Origin of the sequence: Streptomyces sp. NPDC015242, from assembly GCF_043079125.1 — a bacterium.
Taxonomy (GTDB): Bacteria; Actinomycetota; Actinomycetes; order Streptomycetales; family Streptomycetaceae; genus Streptomyces.
Genome location: NZ_JBIBUF010000009.1, coordinates 289,809 through 310,671, shown reverse-complemented (window position 1 = coordinate 310,671; position 20,863 = coordinate 289,809). Strand labels below are relative to the sequence as shown.

Below are 20,863 nucleotides of genomic sequence, written 5' to 3'. Positions count from 1 at the left end.
CTGTCGCGGCGGTGGGTCGTCCGGCGCTCATCCCTTCACCGCCCCCGCGCTGAAGCCCGTGATCAGCCACTTCTGGATGAAGGCGAAGACGATCACGACCGGCACGGCCGCGATGATGCCGCCCGCCGCCAGGGCGCCCAGGTCGACGCTGTCCGCGCTCATCAGGGTGTTCAGGCCGACCGGGATGGTCTGCTTGTCCTGGTTGTTGAGGAACATCAGGGCGAACAGGAAGTGGTTCCAGGAGTGGACGAAGGCGAAGGAGCCGACGGCGATCAGGCCGGGCCGCAGCAGCGGCAGCACGACGATCCGGAAGGCCGTCATGCGGTTGCAGCCGTCCACCCAGGCCGCCTCCTCCAGGGAGTACGGCACGTTCTTGATGAAGTTGCTGATCAGGATCATCGACAGCGGCAGCTGGAAGACCGTCTCGGCGAGGATGACGCTGCCGAGCGAGTTGATCATCTGCAGTTCGGCGAAGATCTCGAACAGCGGCACCAGCAGCAGCGCGCCCGGCACGAACTGGGAGCACAGCAGCGCGAGCATGAACGCCCGCTTGACCTTGAAGTCGAACCGGGCGAGGGCGTAGCCGCCGGCCAGGGCGACGAGGGTCGTCATGACCAGGGTGGCGACGCCGACGAGGACGCTGTTGGCGAAGTAGGTGCCGAAGCTGCGGTCCGTCCAGACCTTCTCGAAGTGGTCGAAGGTCATCGGCCAGGGCACGAGCGAGGTCGAGCCGGCCGGGCGCAGCGAGAACAGCAGGATCCAGTAGAAGGGGACGAGGGTGAAGAGCAGGTAGATGCCCAGGGGCAGGTAGATCTGCCAGCGGGGCGCCTCGTCCCAGGCGCGCCTCTTCTGCGGCGGCCCGGGCGGTGCGGGGGTGGCGCGCACGGGGGCGGGCGCCGTCTTGGTCGCTTCCTTGACGCTCACTTGCTGTCGCCTCCGAACTTGCTCAGCCGCAGGTAGACCATCGAGCAGAAGAGCAGGATCACGAACGCCACCGTGGTCAGGGCCGACGCGTAGCCGAAGTTGTGGGCGTCGACGGATGTGTTGGCGATGTACAGCGGCAGGGTGGTCGTCTCGCCCGCGGGGCCGCCGCCGGTCAGGGTGTACAGCAGGTCGACGTTGTTGAACTCCCACACCGCCCGCAGCAGCGTGGACAGGATGATGGCGTCCTTCAGGTGCGGCAGCGTGATGTGCCAGAACTGCTTCAGCCGGCCGGCGCCGTCGACCTCGGCGGCCTCGTAGAGGTCCTTGGAGACGGACTGGAGGTCGGCGAGGATGAGGATCGCGAAGAACGGCACCCCACGCCACAGGTCGGCGACGACCGCCGCCGGGAACACGGTGGAGGTGTCGGAGAGCCAGCTCGTGCCGTAGGAGCCGATGCCGATGTCCGCGAGGTAACGGGTGATGCCCGTCTGGGAGTTGTAGAGCAGCACCCAGATCGCGGAGGTGAGCACGCCCGAGACGGCCCACGGGGAGAAGACCAGCGCGCGTCCCAGGCCACGGCCCACGAACGTCTGGTTGACGATGAGGGCCAGCGCGAGACCGAACAGCAGCTGGAGTCCGACCTCGACGACGACCCACTTGGCGCTGAAGACCAGGGTGTCCCAGAAGACGGGGTCCTCGGTGAAGGCGTGGACGAAGTTGTCGAAGCCCGCGAATCCGTTCCGCCAGGGCTTGGTGGGGTTGTAGTGCTGCAGGCTGTAGTAGAAGACGCTGATGACCGGGTAGGCGATGAAGCCCAGCATGAGCAGGGCGGCCGGGGCGATCAGCAGGTACGGGAGCCTGCGCGGGGTGGCGGAGGCACGGCGCCGCCGGGGTGGCGCGGGCGGTTTCGCCACGGCTGCGGCTTGGGCCATGACTGTTCTCCGTTCTCGGTACGTCTCTGCGGCGTGCGTCGATGCGTGCGCGGAAAGCGCTTTCTATCCAGGGGCGGGGCGGTACCCGGTGGTGCCGGACGTGCGGGGGCGGTGCGGCCGTTCAGCTTGCGTACGGGTCGGCGACCCGGCCCTGGCGGGCGAGGAACTCGAAGTCGCAGCCGGTGTCGGCCTGCGTGATCTGCTCGGTGTAGAGCGCCCCGTAGCCGCGCTCGTACCGGGTGGGCGGCGGCGTCCAGTCCGCCCTGCGCCGCTCCAGCTCCTCGTCGTCCACGTGGAGGTGGAGGGTGCGCGCCTCGACGTCGAGGGTGATCGGGTCGCCGGTGCGCACCAGGGCGAGCGGTCCGCCGACGTACGACTCGGGCGCGACGTGCAGCACGCAGGCGCCGTAACTCGTGCCGCTCATCCGGGCGTCGGAGATGCGGACCATGTCGCGCACGCCCTGCTTGAGCAGGTAGTCGGGCAGCGGCAGCATCCCGTACTCGGGCATGCCCGGGCCGCCCTTGGGCCCGGCGCCCCGGAGCACGAGCACGTGGTCGGGGGTGATGCCGAGCGACGGGTCGTTGATGGTGCGCTGCATGGTCCGGTAGTCGTCGAAGACGACGGCGGGACCGGTGTGCTTGAGCAGGTGCGGCTCGGCGGAGATGTGCTTGACGACCGCGCCGTCCGGGCAGAGGTTGCCGCGCAGCACCGCGACCCCGCCCTCGGCGGCGACCGGGTTGTCGCGGGTGCGGATCACGTCGTCGTCGTGGACGACGGCTCCGGCGATCTGCTGCCCGAGGGTGCCGTTGACGGTGGGCCGGTCCAGGTGCAGCAGGTCGGTGATGCGCGAGAGGAAGGCGGGCAGGCCTCCCGCGAAGTGGAAGTCCTCCATGAGGTGGGTCCGTCCGCCGGGTCGGACGTTGGCGAGCACCGGCACGGTGCGGGCGATGCGGTCGAAGTCGTCGAGGGTCAGCCGGACGCCGGCGCGGCCCGCCATCGCGATCAGGTGGATGACGGCGTTGGTGGAGCCGCCGAGCCCGAGCACCGTGGTGACGGCGTCCTCGAAGGCCTCGCGGGTGAGGATCCGGGACGGCTTGAGCGCGGTCCAGGCGAGCTCCACGGCACGGCGCCCGGAGGCGGCGGCCATCCGCTCGTGCCCGGAGTCGACGGCCGGGATCGAGGAGGCGCCCGGCAGCGTCATGCCGAGGGCCTCCGCCGCCGCGGTCATCGTGGAGGCGGTCCCCATGGTCATGCAGTGCCCGGGCGAGCGCGCGAGACCGCCCTGCAGCTCGCGCAGTTCGCAGTCGGTCAGGTTGCCCGCGCGGTGCTCGTCCCAGTACTTCCACATGTCGGTGCCGGACCCGAGGGTCTCGCCGCGCCAGTGGCCCGGCAGCATCGGCCCCGCGGGCACGAACAGGGCCGGCACGTCCGCCGAGGCCGCGCCCATGAGCAGCGCGGGCGTCGACTTGTCACAGCCGCCGAGCAGCACCGCCGCGTCGACGGGGTACGACCGCAGCAGCTCCTCCGTCTCCATCGCGAGCAGGTTGCGGTAGAGCATCGGCGTCGGCTTCTGGTACGTCTCGGAGAGCGTGGCGACCGGGAACTCCAGTGGGAAGCCGCCGGCCTGCCACACGCCCCGCTTGACCGCCTCCGCGCGTTCGCGCAGATGCACGTGGCAGGGGTTGATGTCGGACCAGGTGTTGAGCACGGCGATCACCGGGCGGCCCTGGTACTCCTCCGCCTCGTAACCGAGCTGGCGCATCCGGGCGTTGTGCGACCAGGTGCGCAACTGGCCCTCGACCCCGTACCACTGGTGGCTCCTGAGCTCCTCGGGACGCAGCCGGCCGGTCATATCGACCACCCCGCGGCGATCGCGGCGACCTCGGCGCGCTCGTCCTCCCGGAGCGTCCGGCTCGGCGGGCGGACCTCGCGGCGGCACAGGCCGAGGGAGGCGAGGGCCTCCTTGACGACGGTGACGTTGTTCGCGGAACCGTTGGCCGCGCGCAGTTCCTCGAAGCGGCGGATCTGCTCCCAGACCTTCATGGCGGCCGGGTAGTCGCCGGAGCGCAGCGCCTCGATCATGTTCAGGGAGACGGCCGGGGCGACGTTCACCAGCCCGGAGGTGAAGCCGGTGGCGCCCGCGGAGAAGTAGGAGGGGGCGTACGGCTCGGCGAGTCCCGCGACCCACACGAACCGCTCCAGTCCGGCGTCCCGGGCGAAGGCGGCGAACTTCGCCGCGTCCGGCACGGCGTACTTCACGCCGATGACGTTCGGGCAGGCGTCGGCGAGTTCGGCCAGGCGGGCGCCGGTGAGCTGCGCGTTGCGGATGTACGGCACGACGCCCAACTCGGGCACGGCCTCGGCGACGGCCCGGTGGTAGTCGACCCAGCCGGCCTGGGAGACGTAGGGGTGGACGGGCTGGTGGACCATCACCATCTGCGCGCCGAGGTCCCGGGCGTGCCGGGCGGAGGCGACGGCGGTCGGGACGTCGTGCCCGACGCCGACCAGGACGGCCGCCCGCTCCCCGGCCTCGTCGATGGTCAGCTCCGTGACCAGCCGGCGCTCTTCGGGGGTGAGGGCGTAGAACTCGCCGGTGTTGCCGTTGGGGGTGAGGGTGGTGACGCCGCCGTCGAGCAGGCGGCGCAGCAGGGCCCGGTAGGTGTCCCGCTCGACGGAGCCGTCCTCGGCGAACGGGGTCACCGGGATCGCCACCACATCGGCCAGGGCCGCCCGCTGGGTCTCGAACGCCACGCTGCTCATTCCTGGCCTTCCTGTTCCAGTGCCGCCTCGGGGAAGGCGCGCTGCACGAAGGACGCGATGTGGGAGTGGAGGGCGCGTGCCGCGCCGTCGGCGTCGCCGTCGAGGGCGAGCCGCAGGATCTCCCGGTGCTCGCCGGCCTCGCGCTCCCAGGACGGGGAGGCGGCCCAGGCGACGGCGGAGACCAGGGCGGCCTGGTCGCGGACCTCGTCGAGCATCCGGCCGAGCAGCGGGTTGCCGCAGGGCAGGTACAGGGCGCGGTGGAACTCCCGGTTCGCCAGGGAGCGTTCGGCCGTGTCGGTGGCCTCGTCGGCCCGGGTCAGCGCGGAGCGGGCGGCGTCCAGGGAGGCGCCGCGCTGCACGGCGCGCCTCAGCGCCTCGGGCTCCAGCAGCAGCCGGACGTCGTAGACCTCGCGCGCCATGTCCGCGTCCACCATGCGCACCGTGACGCCCTTGTACTGGCTCATCACGACCAGTCCGGTCCCGGCGAGGGTCTTGAGCGCCTCCCGCACGGGGGTCTTGGACACCCCGAACTGCGCGGCGAGCTCGGTCTCGACCAGGGCCTGTCCCGGCGTCAGCTGCCCGGTCAGGATGCGGTGTTTGATGCCCTCCAGCACGTACTGCGTGCGGGAGGGTATCGGCGTGGGCACAGAGGTCATGCGCGCCTCTCGGATCTCGCGGTCCCGGTGGATCGCGTATCGGATCTCGCGTATCGCGTCTCATATATGACGTACGAAGTACGACGCGATGACGGTAGGAGGGCGCGTTTGTTTCGTCAATGCTTCCGACGCAGAAAACAGCAATCGCTTTCTACGACCTGGGTTTCCACCCCGGATCCCGCCCGCTCAGCCCCACCGCCCGCTCCAGCAGGGGCGCCCCGGGCCCCACCGGCACGACGGGACCGAAGATCTCACCCCGGCCCGGGTCGTCGACGCTCGCGGCGAGGAAGTCGTGGCAGGCCCGCAGCGCCGCCGGGTCGGGGCGGTACTCCTGGCCGGTCGCCCGGGCCAGGTCCCAGCCGTGGATCACCAGCTCGTCGACGGCGACGAGTCCGGCGACCTCGCCCGGCAGGTCCACTCCCCCGGCCCGGGTCATGCCGGTCCACGCGGCCGGGTCGCGCCAGGCCGCGGCCAGTTCGGCCAGGAGCTGGGGCAGATCCTCGCGCCAGCCGGGCGCGAGGTCCGGGAGGGCGGAGCCGGGGCTGGTGTCGGTCGTGACGCCCAGGTCCTTGCGGCCGGCGTCGCGGAAGGCGACGGTCAGCCCGAGCAGGTGGCCCAGCAGGTGGCGCACCGCGTACTGCGGGCAGGGCGTCGGGCCGGCCAGCTGCTCCTCGGTGACTCCTTCGGCCAGGCGTGCCAGGACCGCCGTCTGCGGTCCGAGGTCGAGGGTCGGGGTGGTGTCGGTCATGCGCGGGTCCTCCTGGTCGGTGTCCTGGGAGGTGGACCGACGGCGCCGCCGGAACTCATCGCCCCGGCGCCCGCCTTCTAGGGCATCTTCCCGATCCGGGCGGGTGGGCCTCAGCGCCACCATGACCAGGCATGACGAACGTGACGACCTGGCCCGTGACGCGTGTCCTGCGCGACCGCGCCGCCGGGCTGTGCCTCTGTGCCGTGGTGGTCTCCGGCTTCGGCACCTCAGCGCTGTGGCTGGCGTCCGGTGTGTGGGTCAAGGACCTCACCGGCTCGGACGGTCTGGCCGCCCTGTGCCAGCTCGCCATGTGGCTGCCGACCCTGGCCGGCCCGCCGCTGGGCGCCCTGGCCGACCGGGGCCGGCGCAGACCGCTGCTGATCGGCGTGAACGTGCTCCTGGGCTGCCTGCTGCCCGTCCTCGTCTGCGTGGACTCCCCTGGCGAGGTGTGGCTGCTGTACGCGGTGCTGTTCGGGTACGGCGCGGCGGGCGTCGTCCACGAGGCGGCCGAGTCGGCACTCGTCGCGTCCGCCGTCGGCCCGTCCCTGCTGGGCGACTTCAACGGCCTGCGCATGACGGCCTCCGAGGGCATGAAGCTCCTGGCGCCGCTGGCCGGCGCGGGCTTGTACGCGGCGTACGGAGGCGCGGGTGTCGCCCTGCTGGACGCGGCGACGTTCGCCCTTGCCGCGGGGCTGTACGCGCTGCTGCGCGTCCGGGAGGACGAGTCCGTGCCGGTGCGCGCGGGTGGCCGTCCGCGCACGGCCGAGGGGATCAGGCACCTGCGGAGGCACCCCGTGCTGCGCCCGCTGGTCCTGGCGGGCGGCGCCACCATGCTGCTCGCGGGCGTGAACGGCGCGCTGGTCCACGCCGTCGTCGACGACCTCGGCCGCTCCCCCGCGTACGCCGGGGTCCTGTACGCCGCGCAGGGCGCCGGGTCCGTCGCGGCCGGGCTGCTGTCCGGCCCCGCGCTGCGCCGCCTGGGTGCCCGGCGCTTCGCGGCGTGCGGCGTGGCCCTGCTGGCGCTCGCGGTCGCCCTGCGCGCGGTGCCGTCCGCGCCCCTGGCGCTCGGGTGCAGCGCGGCGATCGGGGCGGGGCTGCCCGCCGTGCTGATCGCCGCGCTGACGGCCGTGCAGCGCGAGACGCCGGGCCCGCTGCTGGGCCGGGTCACCGCCACGGCGCACACCCTGGTCTACGCGCCGAACGTGGCCGGGATCGCGGCCGGGGCGGCGCTGGTGGAGCTGGTGAGCCACCGGCCGGTGCTGGTCGCCGTGGGCATGGCGCTGCTGGTGACGGCGGTGTTGCTGTGCGCTCGCCCGGCCGCGGCCGCCACCCACCGGTGACGGAAGGAACCACTGGGCGGCGTCTTCACCGAGCCCGGCGATCAGGACTGGGACGCTCACGCGGCACGGACCACCGCCTCAGGGCCCGGCGAGGGCAGGACAGCGCCCGCCTCGCGGGCGCACGAGAGCAGCACCCGCCTCGCAGGCGCCGCACGAGAGCAGCACCCCGAGGCGGCGGCAGCGTCTGCCCCGAAGACCCGCCGGGACAGCGGCAGCGGCAGCCTCAAAGGCGCGTGAGGGCGGAACGGACCGCCTCCAGGTCGCTGTCGGAGGCCAGCCCCGCGTGATACAGCCGCAGTTCCGTGGCGCCGAGCCGCCGTGCCTCGGCCGCGTCCGCCGCGAGGGTGCCGGGGCTGCCGCCCATGCCCGACACGACGGTGAAGTTGGCGGCGATGACGGCGTCCGCCCTGCCCTGCCGTGCGAACGGCGTCAGCGTGCCGGTGCCGCCCGCGCAGGGCACGACGACGCCGTCGGCGACGGACAGGATGTGCCCGGGGTCGACGCCGGCGTTGGCGCCCGCGTGGTAGGAGACCGGGTCCGCGTGCAGCAGTACCTGGAAGCCCTCGGGTGCGGCGGCCCGGACCGCCGCGACGGCCTCCTCCTGGAGCGTGCGGGCGGTCTCGTCGCGGTAGGCGCGCGTGGCCCCCGCGAGCGTCTCGCCGAGGAGCTTCTCGATGCCCGGCCAGGCCCCGTCGGAGGGTGCGCCCCGCCACACCGGCTCCAGCGCGGTGCGCACCGCGGCCGCCAGCTCGTCCGCGTCGAGGCCGTGGCGGCCGTAGCCCTCCCGGCAGGACGGGCAGAAGCAGAGCCCCATCAGGTACTGCCCGGCGTCCCCGAGGCCGACGCCGCCGGTCTTGTCGTGCGCGTGCAGGTGCTGCAGGCCGTACCAGCCGAGGGACTCCAGCTCGGTGCCGCGCGCCCCGGGCCGGACGGCCGCCTCCGCCGCCAGGTCGGTCAGGTAGGCGCGCGTGGCGGGCTGCGCGATGCAGGGTGCCCAGGGGTAGCGGTCGCCGTAGGCGTTGACGACCGAGGTGTGCGGGTGCTCGGCGCCGAGGCGGGAGTTGTGGGCGAGGACGACCCAGGTGTGCACCGGGAGGCCGGCGTCGGCGAGTGCGGCGGCGGCCCGGCCGTAGGCGTCGCCGGGGGCCCAGTCGCCGGCCGGGTAGGGGCGCAGCTCCCGCCCGTTCCAACGGCGGTCCGCCGGGTAGAGCACGGCGGCGTGCTCGGCGGTGACGACGCGGTGGCGCGGGTGGCGGGGCGTGAGCGCGCGGGTGGAGTGGTAGGCGGCGGCGAGCGTCACCTGTGCCACGCCGAGCGCGGCGATCCGCTCGGGCGCCTCCGGGTCGCCGTCGACGTCCCAGGGGTAGACGAATGCCGACGCCTTCACTTGGCCTCCTCCAGCAGCGCGTGCCCGCGTTCGATCAGTTCGGCGAGCTGCTTCACGTGGTCCCCGGCCGGTTCGTGCAGCGGGGGCCGCACCTCGCCGACGTCGAGTCCGCGCAACCGTACGCCGGCCTTGACGAGGGCGACGGCATAGCCGCGGCCCCGGGCACGCAGGTCGACGAACGGCCGGTAGAAGCCGTCCAGCAGCCTGGTGACCAGGTCGTCGTCGCCGGTGCGCAGCGCCCGGTGGAAGGCGAGGGCGATCTCGGGCGCGAAGCAGAACACGGCGGAGGAGTAGAGCGTGACGCCGAGGGCGCGGTAGGCGAGCTGGGTCTGCTCGGCGGTGGGCAGGCCGTTGAAGTAGAGGAAGTCACCCGGGGCCTCGGTGCGGACGGCGCTGATGATCCGCTGCATGAGGTCGAGGTCGCCCAGACCGTCCTTGAGACCGGCGACGCCGTCCGTGCGGGCGAGTTCGACGACGGTCTCCGGCGTGAAGACGGCGTTGTCCCGCTGGTAGACGATGACCGGCAGGGCGGTGGCGGCGGCCAGTTCCCGGTAGTGCCGCAGCAGCCCCTCCTGCGCGGCGACGACGAGGTACGGCGGCAGGGCGAGCAGTCCGTCCGCCCCGGCCGCCTCCGCGAGCCGGGCGTAGCGCACGGCGAGCGCGGTGCCGTACCCGGCGCCCGCGACGACCGGCACGCGCCCGCCGGCCGCCTCGACGGCGACCCGCACGCAACGCTCGAACTCCTCGGGGGTGAGCGCGTGGAACTCCCCGGTGCCGCAGCAGGCGAACACGGCGGCGGCCCCGGCCGCCACGCCGTCGCTCACATGGGTGCGGTAGGTGTCGAGGTCCACGGAGCCGTCCGGGCCGTAGGCGGTGACCGGGAAGAACAGCGGTCCGCTGGGGACGGTGAGCCGAGCGGCGAGAGGGGCTGACGTCACGAGCTCTCCCGGTTTTATATTCATGATTGGCGTCTATATTTCTGAACGTCCCCACGCTAGAGCGCGGCCTCCGCGCCGGTCAAGCGGGCGCATGCGCGTCACACCAGCGGATTCACCCCTTCCGCGGCCCCCTTGACGGCGTTCGCGATCACTCCCTAGCGTGTCCATCCATATGAATGCCGTGCGCCCTTGTGCACGACCGGCGAGTCAAGGAGAACCGAGGATGCCCGCTCCCCGCACCGTCCTGCTCACCGGCGCCGCCGGTGGCCTCGGCACCCTGATGCGGGACCTGCTCCCGGCCTACGGCTACGACCTGCGCCTGCTCGACCTGCGCCCGATCGAGGGCGAGCCCGACGCGATCACCGCCGACCTGGCCGACCGGGACGCCGTGCGCGAGGCGGTCCGGGGCGTCGACGCGATCATCCACCTCGCGGGCATCTCCCTGGAAGCCCCCTTCGAGAAGATCCTCAAGGCGAACATCGAGGGCACCTACCACCTCTACGAGGCCGCCCGCGAGGAGGGCGTCGGCCGGATCGTCTTCGCCTCCTCCAACCACGCCGTCGGCTACACCCCGCGCCCCCGGGGCGACGACCCGCTCATCCCCGTGGACACCCCGCGCCGCCCGGACACCTTCTACGGCCTGTCCAAGTGCTTCGGCGAGGACCTGGCGCAGCTCTACTGGGACAAGCACGGCCTGGAGACGGTGTCGGTGCGGATCGGGTCCTGCTTCCCCGAGCCGACCAGCGTGCGCATGCTCTCGGTGTGGATGAGCCCCGCCGACGGCGCCCGCCTCTTCCACGCGGCCCTCACCGCCGAGCGCGTCGGCCACACCGTCGTCCACGGCTCCTCGGCCAACACCCGCCTGTGGTGGGACCTGAGCAGCGCCCGGGCGCTCGGCTACGCACCGCAGGACGACTCCGAGCCCTGGGCCGCCGAGCTCATCGCCGAGCAGGGCGAGCTGGACCCGGAGAACGAGGCGCACGCCTACCTCGGCGGCCACTTCGTGACCGACCCGCCGATCTGGCCGTACTGACCGGAAAGAGCCGTCGCACCCGGGCGGGCGGGCAGAGAACGGGCTCGCCCGCCCGGGCATTCGGGCATGGCCCGGCGGCGCCCTGACCGCACCCTCCCGGGCCATGGCACCCGCCTCACCTGCGACGACACGCCCACCGACGGCTTCGGTCCCCCCGTGACAGCCCGGGTGCGTCCACGACCGAACGGGCACACACGGGCACGATCGCGCCCACAACAGGCCTGGTCACCGCGGGACACCCGCTGTAGAACTTCCCCCAAGGCCCACCGCGGGCCCGAACGGGCAGCACAGCAGGGAGGCGGGTGACGGCGTGAACAGGACCGCGGAGGAACGCCAGCGCGAGATCGTGCTGGCCGCACGGCGGGACGGCTCGGTCGACGTCACGGTTCTCGCCGCCGAGCTGGGCGTGGCCAAGGAGACGGTCCGGCGGGATCTGCGCGTGCTGGAGGACCACGGGCTGCTCCGCCGCACCCATGGCGGCGCCTACCCCGTGGAGAGCGCCGGGTTCGAGACGACCCTCGCCTTCCGCGCCACCAGCCACGTCCCCGAGAAGCGCCGTATCGCGGCCGCCGCCGCGGAGCTGCTCGGGGACGCCGAGACGGTGTTCGTCGACGAGGGCTTCACCCCGCAGCTCATCGCCGAGGCGCTCCCCCGGGACCGGCCGCTGACCGTGGTCACCGCCTCCCTGCCGGTCGCGGGGGCTCTCGCCGGGTCCGACAGCGTGTCCGTGCTGCTGCTCGGCGGCCGGGTCCGCTCCGGCACCCTCGCCACCGTCGACCACTGGACGACGAAGATGCTGGCCGGATTCGTCCTCGACCTGGCGTACATCGGCGCCAACGGCATCTCCCGCGAACACGGCCTCACCACCCCCGACCCGGCCGTCAGCGAGGTCAAGGCGCAGGCGATCCGGGCCGCCCGGCGCACCGTGTTCGCGGGGGTGCACACCAAGTTCGGAGCGGTCAGCTTCTGCCGGTTCGCCGAGATCGGCACCCTGGAGACGATCGTGACGAGCACCCTGCTGCCGACGGCCGAGGCCCACCGCTACTCCCTGCTCGGGCCGCAGGTCATCCGCGTCTGACCCACCCCGCTTCCGTCCCCACGGGGTGCGGTCACGCCCCGTGCTGTCCTTTATCTCCCCATTCATTCCAGGAGCGATCCATGCGAACCCCGAGCCGACGACGGCCTCCGCGAGCCACGCTCGCCCTGGCCGCCGCAGGGACGCTGCTCGCCCCGCTGCTCTCCGGCTGCTGGGTCGGGGCGGGCGGGGCCGGATCAGGCGGCGACGCCATCAACGTCCTGATGGTGAACAACCCGCAGATGGTCGAGCTGCAGAAGCTGACCCGCGCCCACTTCACCAAGGAGACGGGCATCGAGGTCAACTTCACCGTCCTGCCCGAGAACGACGTCCGCGACAAGATCAGCCAGGACTTCGCCAACCAGGCCGGCCAGTACGACGTGGCCACGCTGTCCAACTACGAGATACCGATCTACGCCCGCAACGGCTGGCTGCGCGAGATGAACGGCTATGTCGCGAAGGACCCGGGCTACGACGAGCAGGACGTGCTCAAGCCGATGCGCCAGTCCCTCACCGCGGAGGACGGAAAGCTCTACGGCCAGCCCTTCTACGGCGAGTCCTCGTTCCTGATGTACCGCAAGGACGTGTTCGAGAAGAAGGGCCTGACGATGCCCGCCCGGCCCACCTGGCGGCAGGTGGCGGACCTCGCGGCCGAGGCGGACGGCGCCGAACCCGGCATGAAGGGCATCTGCCTGCGCGGCCTGCCCGGCTGGGGCGAGGTCATGGCCCCGCTCACCACCGTCGTGAACACCTTCGGCGGCACCTGGTTCGACCAGGACTGGAAGGCCCGCCTCGACTCCCCCGAGTTCGAGAAGGCGACGAAGTTCTACGTCGACCTGGTGCGCGAGCACGGGGAGTCCGGCGCCGCCCAGTCCGGCTTCGCCGAGTGCCTGAACAACATGACCCAGGGCAAGGTCGCCATGTGGTACGACGCCACCTCCGCGGCCGGATCCCTGGAGGCGGACGGCTCCCCCGTCAAGGGCAAGGTCGGCTACGCGCCGGCCCCCGTCGAGAAGACCGAGTCCTCCGGCTGGCTCTACACCTGGGCCTGGGGCATCCAGAAGGCCTCCCGCAACCCGGACAACGCCTGGAAGTTCGTCTCCTGGGCGTCCGGCAAGGAGTACGAGCAGCTGGTCGGCGACGAGGTCGGCTGGTCCAACGTCCCGGCAGGCAAGCGGGCGTCCACGTACGCCAACCCCGCCTACCGCAAGGAGGCGGCGGCCTTCCAGGAGATGACCAAGGAGGCCATCGAACAGGCCCGGCCGAACGACCCCGGCGTGCAGCCGCGGCCCGCACCCGGCATCCAGTTCGTCGGCATCCCCGAGTTCACCGACCTGGGCACCGAGGTCTCCCAGGAGATCAGCGCGGCCATCGCCGGACGCCAGTCCGTCGAATCGGCCCTGAGGAAGTCGCAGGCGCTCGCCGAGAAGATCTCCGAGGAGTACGAGGGACGATGACCGCCACGACCACGGCCCCCGTGGCCGCTCCCGAGACACGCACCCCCGTCCGCCGCCCCTCCGCGCGCCTGCGCGCCTGGGCCACCCGCGCCCCGCTGCTCCCCGCCCTCATCTTCATGATCGCCGTCACCCAGCTGCCGTTCGTGGCCACGCTGGTGATCTCCTTCTTCGACTGGAACAGCCTCTACCCCGACGCCCGGCACTTCGCCGGCCTCGACAACTACCAAGAGGTCCTCACCGACCCGGACCTGCGCCACTCGGTGTGGACGACCGTGCTGCTCACGGTCGCGGTGGTGCTGGCCAGCCTGGTGCTGGGGCTCGTCCTGGCCCTGCTGCTGGACCGCAGGTTCCGCGGCCGGGGCATCGTCCGGACGCTCCTGATCGCGCCCTTCCTGGTGGTGCCGGTCGCCGCCGCCCTGCTCTGGAAACATGTGCTCTACAACCCCGAATACGGCCTGTTCAACGGGTTGTTGCACTATGTGGGCGGCCCACAGCCCGACTGGATCTCGAACACCCCGCTGCTGGCCGTCGAGGCCTCCCTCATCTGGCAGTGGACGCCGTTCATGATGCTGATCCTGCTCGCCGGCCTGCAGAGCCGCGACCACGAGCAGATCGAGGCGGCCCGGGTCGACGGCGCGAGCGACTGGCAGATCTTCGTCCACCTGACGCTGCCGCACCTGCGCCGCTACCTCGAACTCGGCGCCCTGCTGGGCTCGATCTACATCGTGCAGAACTTCGACGCGGTCTTCACGATCACGTCCGGCGGCCTCGGCACCGCCAACCTCCCCTACACCGTCTACCAGAGCTTCTACCAGGCCCACGAGAACGGCCTCGCCTCGGCCGCGGGTGTCCTGGTGGTCATCGGCTCCATCGTCATCGCGACCTTCGCCCTGCGCGTGGTGTCGTCCCTGTTCCGCGAGGAGGTGTCCCGCGCATGAGCACGACCGCCCTGCGAGCCCGCCGTGCCCGTGGCAAGGGAGCGGGCCTGGGCCTGCTGGCCTGGCTGCTCGGCATCGCGTTCTTCCTGCCCATCGCGTGGATGGCGCTCACGTCCTTCCACTCGGAGACGGACGCGGCGACCAACCCGCCGTCCTTCGCGGCCGCCCTGACCCTGGACGGCTACCGGGAGTTCTTCGGCGCGGGCGGCGGCGCGAGCCCCTGGCCGGCCCTGATCAACTCGACGGTCGCGTCCGTGGCGTCGACGCTCCTCGTCCTGCTGCTGGCCTTCCCGGCGGCCTACGCGCTGTCGATCAACCGCGTCCGCAAGTGGACGGACGTGCTGTTCTTCTTCCTCTCCACGAAGATGCTGCCGGCCGTGGCGGGCCTGCTGCCCATCTACCTGTTCGCCAAGAACGCCGGGATGCTCGACAACATCTGGCTGCTGGTCATCCTCTACACCTCCATGAACCTGCCGATCGCGGTGTGGATGATGCAGTCCTTCCTCGCCGAGATCCCGGTCGCCGTGATCGAGGCGGCCCGGGTGGACGGGGCCCGGCTGCCCACCGTGCTCACCCGGGTGGTGGCACCGATCGCCCTGCCGGGCATCGCCGCCACGGCGCTGATCTGCTTCATCTTCAGCTGGAACGAACTGCTCTTCGCCCGGGTCCTGACGGGCGTGGTCGCCGAGACCGCCCCCGTCTTCCTGACCGGCTTCATCACCAGCCAGGGCCTGTTCCTGGCGAAGGTGTGCGCCGCGTCGCTCGTCATCTCCCTGCCGGTGCTCGCCGCGGGGTTCGCCGCCCAGGACAAGCTGGTCCAGGGCCTGTCGTTGGGAGCCGTGAAATGAAGGCCGCCGTCATCGAGTCCGTGGGCAAGGCCGTCGTCGCCGAGGTCCCGGACCCGACGCCAGGGCCGCGCGAGGTCGTCGTCGAGGTCGCGGCCTGCGGGCTGTGCGGCACGGACCTGCACATCCTCCAGGGCGAGTTCGCCCCGAAGCTGCCGATCGTGCCCGGGCACGAGTTCGCGGGCGAGGCCGTCGGCGTCGGCACCCAGGTCACGGAGGTGGCGGTGGGCGACCGGGTCGCGGTCGACCCGTCCCTGTACTGCCACGAGTGCCGCTACTGCCGCACCGGCCACAACAACCTGTGCGAGCGCTGGGCGGCGATCGGCGTGACGACGGCCGGAGGCGCGGCGAAGTACGCCGTCGCCCCGGTGGCGAACTGCGTGAAGCTGCCGGAGCACGTCCGCACGCAGGACGCGGCCCTCGTGGAGCCGCTGTCCTGCGCGGTGCGGGGCTACGACGTCCTGCAGTCCCGCCTCGGCGCGCACGTGCTGATCTACGGCTCCGGCACGATGGGCCTGATGATGCTGGAGCTGGCCAAGCGCACGGGTGCGGCGAGCGTGGACGTCGTCGACGTGAACCCGGTCCGCCTGGAGACGGCCCGCCGCCTCGGCGTCTCGGCCTCGGCCGCGAACCCGGACGAGCTCGACCGCCCGCAGGGCTGGGACCTGGTCATCGACGCCACCGGCAACGCGGCGGCGATCCAGGACGGCCTGGACCGGGTGGCGAAGGCCGGCACGTTCCTGCAGTTCGGTGTGGCCGACTACGCGACCCGCGTGACGATCGACCCGTACCGCATCTACAACCAGGAGATCACCATCACCGGTTCGATGGCGGTGCTGCACAGCTTCGAGCGGGCCGCGGAACTCTTCGCGAACGGCGTCCTCGACCCCGACGTGTTCATCAGCGACCGCATCCCGCTGGAGCGGTACCCCGAGGCGCTGGAGCAGTTCGCGTCCGGCATCGGCAGGAAGATCGTGGTGGTGCCCTGACGCCTCCTCGGGGCTACAGCGGCTGCCTGCCGGTGGCCAGGCGGAAGCCGACGGGGTACAGGGGGCCGGGGAAGGCGCCGTGGCGGCGGCGGGTGCGGGTGAGGTCACCGAAGCGCGAGAAGCTGCCGCCACGGGCGACCCGGTAGGTGGTCATCGTCTCCACCAGGTGGTCCGCGACGAACGGCCCACCGGGGTAGGGGCGGTAGTCGTCGGCGGTGAACTCCTCGACGTTGCCCGCCATGTCGTGCGCGCCGAACGGCGACACGCCGGCGGGGAAGGCGCCGACCGGGGTGGTGGTGTGGACACCGGTCTCGCGCGTGTTGGCGGCCGAGGCGTCGAAGGTGCCGCCCCAGGGGAACGCGCCGCCGTCCGGCCCCTTGGCCGCGTACTCCCACTCGGCCTCCGTGGGGAGCCGCCACGGGTGGCCGGTGCGGTCACTGAGCCAGGCCGCGTACGCGTCGGCGTCCTCCGCCCGGACCCCCGCCACCGGGTGGTTGCTGCGGTCGTACGGATAGGCCCCCAGGTACCAGGTGGCCGGGCGGCCGGGATGGCCGGTGTCGGCGAGGAACTGCCGGTACTCCTCGTTGGTGACCGGGTAGCGGCCGATCCAGAAGTCGCGCAGGACCACGGTGTGGACCGGGGTCTCCTTGTCGATCCAGGACCGCTCCACCCCGACGTGCGCCCAGTCGGCGACGACCGCGTCGACCGCGCCGGGGTCCAGGCCGATCTCCACGCTGCCTCCCGGCACGGGGCAGGTGGCCGGACGGTCGACGTCGATGCGGGGGTCGCCGAGGAGCGCGAGGACGCCCCCGGCGGCGAGCCGCTGCGCCATCGGCACACGGGGGTCCTCCACCCGGGCGGCGAGCCGGCGCGGCGACAGCGCCGCGAGTTCCTCGGCCTCCTGCCGGGACGGCCGTACGTCACCGGGCCGGGCCAGGGCGGCGTGCTCTTGGAAGTGGGGCGAGTGGGCGACGTCCTCCAGCTTCATCAGGCGCCTTTCAGAGCGATGGTGTGGCCTTGGTGCAGCGCCTTGGCCTCCAGGTAGCGGGCGTTCTCGGCGGTGCGGTGCACGGCGGTGGGCAGGGCGTCGGCGACGTCGATGCCGTGCTCGCGCAACTGTGCCACCTTGTCGGGGTTGTTGGTCAGCAACCGCACCCGCTTCATGCCGAGGGCGCCCAGCATCAGGGCCGCGACACCGTAGTCGCGCTCGTCGGGCTCCCGGCCGATGAGCTCGTTGGCCTCGAAGGTGTCCGCGCCGCGGTCCTGGAGCAGGTAGGCGTCGAGCTTGTTGTAGAGGCCGATGCCGCGCCCCTCCTGGCGCAGGTAGAGCACCGCTCCCCCCTCGACGGCGATCCGCCGCAGGGACTCCTCCAGCTGCGGGCCGCAGTCGCAGCGGGCGGAGCCGAGGACGTCCCCGGTCAGGCACTCGCTGTGCAGCCGGACGAGCGGCGCGTCCCGGGCGGGCTCGCCCAGCACGATGGCGAGGTGCTGGGCCCCGTCGGGCAGCCCGGAGAAGGTGACCAGCTCGGCGTGGTGGCCTCCGGCCCGCTGGAGGGTGACGCCCACGCGGGCCCGCACCGTGACCTCCGGGGCGGTGACGGCCACCGCCGACCGGGGTTCGGGAATGCTCATACGGCCAGGGCCTCCTCGTGCCGGTCGGCCCGGGCGGCGAGGTCCCCGATGCGCCAGTCGCGCCGTACGCGTGGCTCTCCGCCGGGTCCCAGGTCCACCACGACGATCCGCCCGTCCCAGCCGGCCACGACCAACCGGTCGCCGTCCAGGGGTGCCATGCAGGACAGGCCCTGGCCGAACGCGGTCAGCAGGTGACCGGAGGCGAGGGTCCGGGCGGTGGCGTCCCAGTCGACGTGCCACGCGTAGAGGCCGAAGTCGTAGGAGCCGGCCAGGACGACGGGGGCGTCGGGGTCGCCGAGCAGGCCGACGCACTTGACCGACTCGTCGGGTCCGAGGAGCGTCTGGACCGTCCCGGCCCGCCACGTGCCCGGGCCGCCGTCGCCGGTGATCCGGCCGACCTTGACCGTGTGGTCGCGGGAGGCGCTCGCCGCCACCCGGCCGCCGAGGACGGCGACGGCGTTGACGAGGTTGCCGTGCTCCCACAGCGTGTCGCGCCGGTGCGGGCCACCGGCCGCGACGGTGCGGTCGGTGGCGGCGGACAGGAATCCCGAGGGCAGCGCGGTGAGGGACTTGACCGAACCGCCGTGGGCCCGGCGCCGGGCCAGGACGGACAGCGTCCGCGGGTCGAGGACGACCAGTTCGCCGTTGTACGTGCCGGCGACCAGGGTGTCCCCGTCGAAGCACAGGGACGGCAGCGGGGCGCCGAGCTGCCCGCTGACGGTCCGGCGGCCGTCCAGCAGGCCGATCACCCGGCCGGAGTAGGTGGCCGCGTACAGGGCGCCGTCACGGGCGGCGAGGGCGAGGACCGGACCGTCGGCGGCGTCCAGCGCGCGGACCGCGCGGGGCGCGGCCGCCGTGTCGTCGTCCGTCGTCGTGCCGTCGAGGTCCACGGCGAACACGGTGCCCGAGTCGCAGCCGATGTACAGCTGCCCGTCGTGCGCGGCGAGCGCGTTGGGGCCGTGGTTGGGCGCGGTGGGGGCGGCGATCTCCGTGGCGTCGTCGAGGGCGTACAGATGCGGGCCGCTCCAGAAGCTGCCCGCGGCCACCAGGCCCCGCGCCACCGACACGGAGCGGGGCCACACCCGGGCGTCCCGGACCCGGTGGGTGCGGGTGCCGTCGGCGGCGAAGAAGTGCAGCGCGCCGTCGTAGGCGCCGATCACCAGCGAGGTGTCGTCCTCGGACCAGCCGACCGTGCGGGCGGCCGAGTCGGAGACCTCCAGCGTGCGCAGCAGCTCCAGGCCCGCCGTGAGCAGGTCGACCTTGCCGTCGTCGCGGGCGACGGCGAGCACCTCGCCGGAGTGCGACCAGGCGCAGCCCTCGATGGAGGAGCCGTAGTGCCGTACGGCCGTGCCGGAGTCCGTGCCGGGCCGGCGTACGGCCACCATGCCGTCCTCACCGGCCGTGGCGACCACGCCGCCGGGGCTGACGGAGACCGCCATGCAGTGCGCCGTGTGCGAGCCGACCTCCGAGCGGAACGCTCCGGTCAGGGCGTGCCACATGGTGGCCCGGCCGTCCTCGGACACACAGATGAGGTGCTCGCCGTCCGGCATCCAGTCGACCGAGTTGATGTCGTCGGTGTGGCGGGCGAGCACGCTGACCAGGGCCGGCGGGCCCGCGTCGTCGGGTACGCGCCACACGGCGACGGTCTTGTCCGCCGAGGCGGTGGCCAGCAGCGCCGGGGAGGCGGGGTTCCACGCGCACGCGTTGACCAGGCGTCGGTGCCGCATGCGGTGCAGGACCGCCGGCCTGGCCGGGTCCTGGGTGTCCCAGACCAGCACGGTTCCGTCGTAGGAGCAGCTCGCCAGGCGCGTGCCGTCGGGGCGCAGCGCGACGTGGGTGACGGGGGCGGCGTGTCCGGCGGGGTTCACGGGCAGGTCGATGGGGCGCATATCATCCCTTGCTTCTCGGGCTATCCGACAGGCGTTTCGTCTCCGGTGGCGGGGGCCGGGTGGGTGGCGTCGCCGTCGCTCCAGTGGGGCCAGAAGCGGACCAGGCACAGGAGCGACAGGCCGGCGGCCGCGCCCAGGAACAGCAGGACGGCGACGTCGCCCCATGTCCCCTGCACGAGGGGGATCAGCAGGGGGGCGAGCAGGATGGGCAGACCGCTCATGAGGTTGAACAGGCCCTCGGCGCGGCCGACGACCTCGGGCGGCAGGTACTTGACGACGATCATGGCGGTGACGGCCGTCATGGCCGACCGCATGGTGAAGAACGCCACCATGCAGACGATGAAGACCCAGGTGGAGGGCAGCGCCATGGCGAACAGGGCCCCCGTCATCACGACCGCCGCCCCGGCCAGGACGATCCGGGGGCGCGTGCGGGCACGGGCGGCGATGTAGACGCTCCCGGCGAGCGCGCCGACGTTGGCGACGGCCTGCGCGGTGCTGACGCCGCTGGCGGACATGTGCCAGTGGTCGCGCAGGTACCAGACCATGAACGACAGGACGCCCACCCCGCTGACGAAGTGCAGTGGCAGCGACGTCAGTTGCACGTACAGCACGCGCTTCTCGGCGCGCATGACGTGCCAGCCGTCGAGGATGTCGCGGACCAGGGTGGGCCGGCGCCCCGGCCCGGCGCCGCCGGCTCCCCGCTCCTTGGCCGGCGGGTGGACGCCCATGAGCCAGACGGCGATCGGCGCGAGGAAGGTGGCCGCGTTGAACCACAGCAGTCCCAGGTAGCCGACGAGTCCGACACCGACGGCGACCAGCAGCGGCCCGACGATGTTGGACGTCACGAACAGGCTGCTGAGGACGGCCCTCGACCGGGCCGCGTTGCGCGGGAACATCGTCGCGACACCGGCGATCCAGCCCGTGCGGTACATCTCCCCGCCCAGCTGCACCAGGGCGCCCAGGGCGAACAGCACCGCGGTGGAGGCGTGTCCGGCCAGCACGGCGAGGTTGAGCGCGACCGCCGCCGCGAGCTGCACCAGCAGGCCGGGCACGACGAAGACGCGGGGGCCCCAGCGGTCCACGATCGCCCCGAGCCACGGGCTGAGGAGCAGCATGAACGGGGCGAGGGCGGCGAGGAGCGACATGGTCGTCAGCGAGCCGGTGAGCTCGTAGACGAACAGCGGGAGGCCCACCTTGTAGGAGGCCTCGCCGAGGTTGTTGACGAAGTTGCCGGTGGCGAAGACGACGAAGCGGCGGTCGCGCCAGGGGGCGGGGGCACCGGCTGTCTGCTGGTCCATGCGTACGGGTCCCGGTCCGTGG

The 20,863-nt window shown here is 72.6% G+C and carries 19 protein-coding genes; 7 read left to right on the top strand and 12 right to left on the bottom strand.

What is annotated here, in order from left to right; all coding sequences use genetic code 11:
* Positions 1-27 precede the first annotated feature (27 nt).
* The 6 genes from ACF07N_RS29470 to ACF07N_RS29445 all read right to left on the bottom strand — a co-directional run bounded on the left by ACF07N_RS29470 (position 28) and on the right by ACF07N_RS29445 (position 6,020).
* The gene (locus tag ACF07N_RS29470) at positions 28-924 is read right to left on the bottom strand and encodes a carbohydrate ABC transporter permease (RefSeq protein ID WP_383346817.1); all 897 of its coding nucleotides are present in this window, start codon (positions 922-924) and stop codon (positions 28-30) included.
* Entirely contained in the window at positions 921-1,856 is a 936-nt protein-coding gene (locus tag ACF07N_RS29465) for a carbohydrate ABC transporter permease (protein ID WP_392118576.1), read from the bottom strand. Before ACF07N_RS29465 ends, ACF07N_RS29470 begins: the two co-directional genes overlap by 4 nt.
* 121 nt (positions 1,857-1,977) lie before the next feature.
* Positions 1,978-3,708, bottom strand: a complete 1,731-nt coding sequence (gene araD, locus ACF07N_RS29460) for an L-arabinonate dehydratase (RefSeq protein ID WP_392118573.1) — start codon at positions 3,706-3,708, stop codon at positions 1,978-1,980.
* Positions 3,705-4,616 (bottom strand): dihydrodipicolinate synthase family protein, encoded by a 912-nt coding sequence (locus ACF07N_RS29455; protein WP_392118570.1) that lies wholly within the window; start codon positions 4,614-4,616, stop codon positions 3,705-3,707. Before ACF07N_RS29455 ends, araD begins: the two co-directional genes overlap by 4 nt.
* On the bottom strand, positions 4,613-5,272 hold the full coding sequence (locus tag ACF07N_RS29450; RefSeq protein ID WP_383346811.1) for a GntR family transcriptional regulator: 660 nt from the start codon (positions 5,270-5,272) through the stop codon (positions 4,613-4,615). Before ACF07N_RS29450 ends, ACF07N_RS29455 begins: the two co-directional genes overlap by 4 nt.
* A gap of 151 nt (positions 5,273-5,423) precedes the next feature.
* The gene (locus tag ACF07N_RS29445) at positions 5,424-6,020 is read right to left on the bottom strand and encodes a TIGR03086 family metal-binding protein (protein WP_392118567.1); all 597 of its coding nucleotides are present in this window, start codon (positions 6,018-6,020) and stop codon (positions 5,424-5,426) included.
* 131 nt (positions 6,021-6,151) lie between these two features.
* On the opposite strand from ACF07N_RS29445, the gene ACF07N_RS29440 reads away from it, so the two are divergent.
* Entirely contained in the window at positions 6,152-7,360 is a 1,209-nt protein-coding gene (locus ACF07N_RS29440; RefSeq protein ID WP_392118564.1) for an MFS transporter, read from the top strand.
* Between the two features lie 223 nt (positions 7,361-7,583).
* On the opposite strand, the gene ACF07N_RS29435 is transcribed toward ACF07N_RS29440, so the two are convergent.
* The gene (locus tag ACF07N_RS29435; RefSeq protein ID WP_392118561.1) at positions 7,584-8,747 is read right to left on the bottom strand and encodes a hypothetical protein; all 1,164 of its coding nucleotides are present in this window, start codon (positions 8,745-8,747) and stop codon (positions 7,584-7,586) included.
* Positions 8,744-9,685: a 5-dehydro-4-deoxyglucarate dehydratase gene (locus ACF07N_RS29430; RefSeq protein ID WP_392118558.1), complete on the bottom strand. Its 942-nt coding sequence runs from the start codon at positions 9,683-9,685 to the stop codon at positions 8,744-8,746. Before ACF07N_RS29430 ends, ACF07N_RS29435 begins: the two co-directional genes overlap by 4 nt.
* A gap of 223 nt (positions 9,686-9,908) precedes the next feature.
* Here ACF07N_RS29430 and ACF07N_RS29425 point away from each other — a divergent pair, with 223 nt between their 5' ends.
* The 6 genes from ACF07N_RS29425 (at position 9,909) to ACF07N_RS29400 (ending at position 16,022) form a co-directional block, all read left to right on the top strand.
* Positions 9,909-10,718 carry an NAD-dependent epimerase/dehydratase family protein gene (locus ACF07N_RS29425; RefSeq protein ID WP_392118555.1) on the top strand — a complete coding sequence of 270 codons (810 nt, stop codon included), beginning with the start codon at positions 9,909-9,911 and terminating at the stop codon, positions 10,716-10,718.
* A gap of 310 nt (positions 10,719-11,028) precedes the next feature.
* Positions 11,029-11,796 carry a DeoR/GlpR family DNA-binding transcription regulator gene (locus ACF07N_RS29420; protein ID WP_383331935.1) on the top strand — a complete coding sequence of 256 codons (768 nt, stop codon included), beginning with the start codon at positions 11,029-11,031 and terminating at the stop codon, positions 11,794-11,796.
* Positions 11,797-11,876: 80 nt separating this feature from the next.
* Complete coding sequence (locus tag ACF07N_RS29415; RefSeq protein WP_383346801.1) at positions 11,877-13,250, top strand: ABC transporter substrate-binding protein; 1,374 nt, start codon at positions 11,877-11,879, stop codon at positions 13,248-13,250.
* Entirely contained in the window at positions 13,247-14,188 is a 942-nt protein-coding gene (locus tag ACF07N_RS29410) for a carbohydrate ABC transporter permease (RefSeq protein ID WP_383331930.1), read from the top strand. Before ACF07N_RS29415 ends, ACF07N_RS29410 begins: the two co-directional genes overlap by 4 nt.
* Positions 14,185-15,036, top strand: a complete 852-nt coding sequence (locus ACF07N_RS29405) for a carbohydrate ABC transporter permease (protein WP_392118551.1) — start codon at positions 14,185-14,187, stop codon at positions 15,034-15,036. The genes ACF07N_RS29410 and ACF07N_RS29405 overlap by 4 nt, the downstream gene beginning before the upstream one ends.
* The gene (locus ACF07N_RS29400; RefSeq protein ID WP_392118548.1) at positions 15,033-16,022 is read left to right on the top strand and encodes a zinc-dependent alcohol dehydrogenase family protein; all 990 of its coding nucleotides are present in this window, start codon (positions 15,033-15,035) and stop codon (positions 16,020-16,022) included. Before ACF07N_RS29405 ends, ACF07N_RS29400 begins: the two co-directional genes overlap by 4 nt.
* 13 nt (positions 16,023-16,035) lie before the next feature.
* Here the strand turns inward: ACF07N_RS29400 and ACF07N_RS29395 are convergent, their stop codons facing one another.
* The 4 genes from ACF07N_RS29395 to ACF07N_RS29380 are packed head-to-tail and all read right to left on the bottom strand — an operon-like array spanning position 16,036 to position 20,841.
* On the bottom strand, positions 16,036-17,010 hold the full coding sequence (locus tag ACF07N_RS29395; protein ID WP_383331926.1) for a formylglycine-generating enzyme family protein: 975 nt from the start codon (positions 17,008-17,010) through the stop codon (positions 16,036-16,038).
* Positions 17,010-17,654: a GTP cyclohydrolase II gene (ribA, locus tag ACF07N_RS29390; RefSeq protein ID WP_392118545.1), complete on the bottom strand. Its 645-nt coding sequence runs from the start codon at positions 17,652-17,654 to the stop codon at positions 17,010-17,012. Before ribA ends, ACF07N_RS29395 begins: the two co-directional genes overlap by 1 nt.
* Positions 17,651-19,543, bottom strand: a complete 1,893-nt coding sequence (locus ACF07N_RS29385; RefSeq protein WP_392118542.1) for a WD40 repeat domain-containing protein — start codon at positions 19,541-19,543, stop codon at positions 17,651-17,653. The genes ribA and ACF07N_RS29385 overlap by 4 nt, the downstream gene beginning before the upstream one ends.
* A 20-nt stretch (positions 19,544-19,563) precedes the next feature.
* Positions 19,564-20,841, bottom strand: a complete 1,278-nt coding sequence (locus tag ACF07N_RS29380; protein ID WP_392118539.1) for an MFS transporter — start codon at positions 20,839-20,841, stop codon at positions 19,564-19,566.
* Positions 20,842-20,863: the final 22 nt, after the last annotated feature.

Coding starts and splice junctions, on each gene's coding strand:
- ACF07N_RS29465 (WP_392118576.1), bottom strand. CDS start 1,856: ATGGCCCAAGCCGCAGCCGTGGCGAAACCGCCCGCGCCACCCCGGCGG.
- araD (WP_392118573.1), bottom strand. CDS start 3,708: ATGACCGGCCGGCTGCGTCCCGAGGAGCTCAGGAGCCACCAGTGGTAC.
- ACF07N_RS29455 (WP_392118570.1), bottom strand. CDS start 4,616: ATGAGCAGCGTGGCGTTCGAGACCCAGCGGGCGGCCCTGGCCGATGTG.
- ACF07N_RS29450 (WP_383346811.1), bottom strand. CDS start 5,272: ATGACCTCTGTGCCCACGCCGATACCCTCCCGCACGCAGTACGTGCTG.
- ACF07N_RS29445 (WP_392118567.1), bottom strand. CDS start 6,020: ATGACCGACACCACCCCGACCCTCGACCTCGGACCGCAGACGGCGGTC.
- ACF07N_RS29440 (WP_392118564.1), top strand. CDS start 6,152: ATGACGAACGTGACGACCTGGCCCGTGACGCGTGTCCTGCGCGACCGC.
- ACF07N_RS29425 (WP_392118555.1), top strand. CDS start 9,909: ATGCCCGCTCCCCGCACCGTCCTGCTCACCGGCGCCGCCGGTGGCCTC.
- ACF07N_RS29415 (WP_383346801.1), top strand. CDS start 11,877: ATGCGAACCCCGAGCCGACGACGGCCTCCGCGAGCCACGCTCGCCCTG.
- ACF07N_RS29410 (WP_383331930.1), top strand. CDS start 13,247: ATGACCGCCACGACCACGGCCCCCGTGGCCGCTCCCGAGACACGCACC.
- ACF07N_RS29405 (WP_392118551.1), top strand. CDS start 14,185: ATGAGCACGACCGCCCTGCGAGCCCGCCGTGCCCGTGGCAAGGGAGCG.
- ACF07N_RS29400 (WP_392118548.1), top strand. CDS start 15,033: ATGAAGGCCGCCGTCATCGAGTCCGTGGGCAAGGCCGTCGTCGCCGAG.
- ACF07N_RS29395 (WP_383331926.1), bottom strand. CDS start 17,010: ATGAAGCTGGAGGACGTCGCCCACTCGCCCCACTTCCAAGAGCACGCC.
- ribA (WP_392118545.1), bottom strand. CDS start 17,654: ATGAGCATTCCCGAACCCCGGTCGGCGGTGGCCGTCACCGCCCCGGAG.
- ACF07N_RS29385 (WP_392118542.1), bottom strand. CDS start 19,543: ATGCGCCCCATCGACCTGCCCGTGAACCCCGCCGGACACGCCGCCCCC.
- ACF07N_RS29380 (WP_392118539.1), bottom strand. CDS start 20,841: ATGGACCAGCAGACAGCCGGTGCCCCCGCCCCCTGGCGCGACCGCCGC.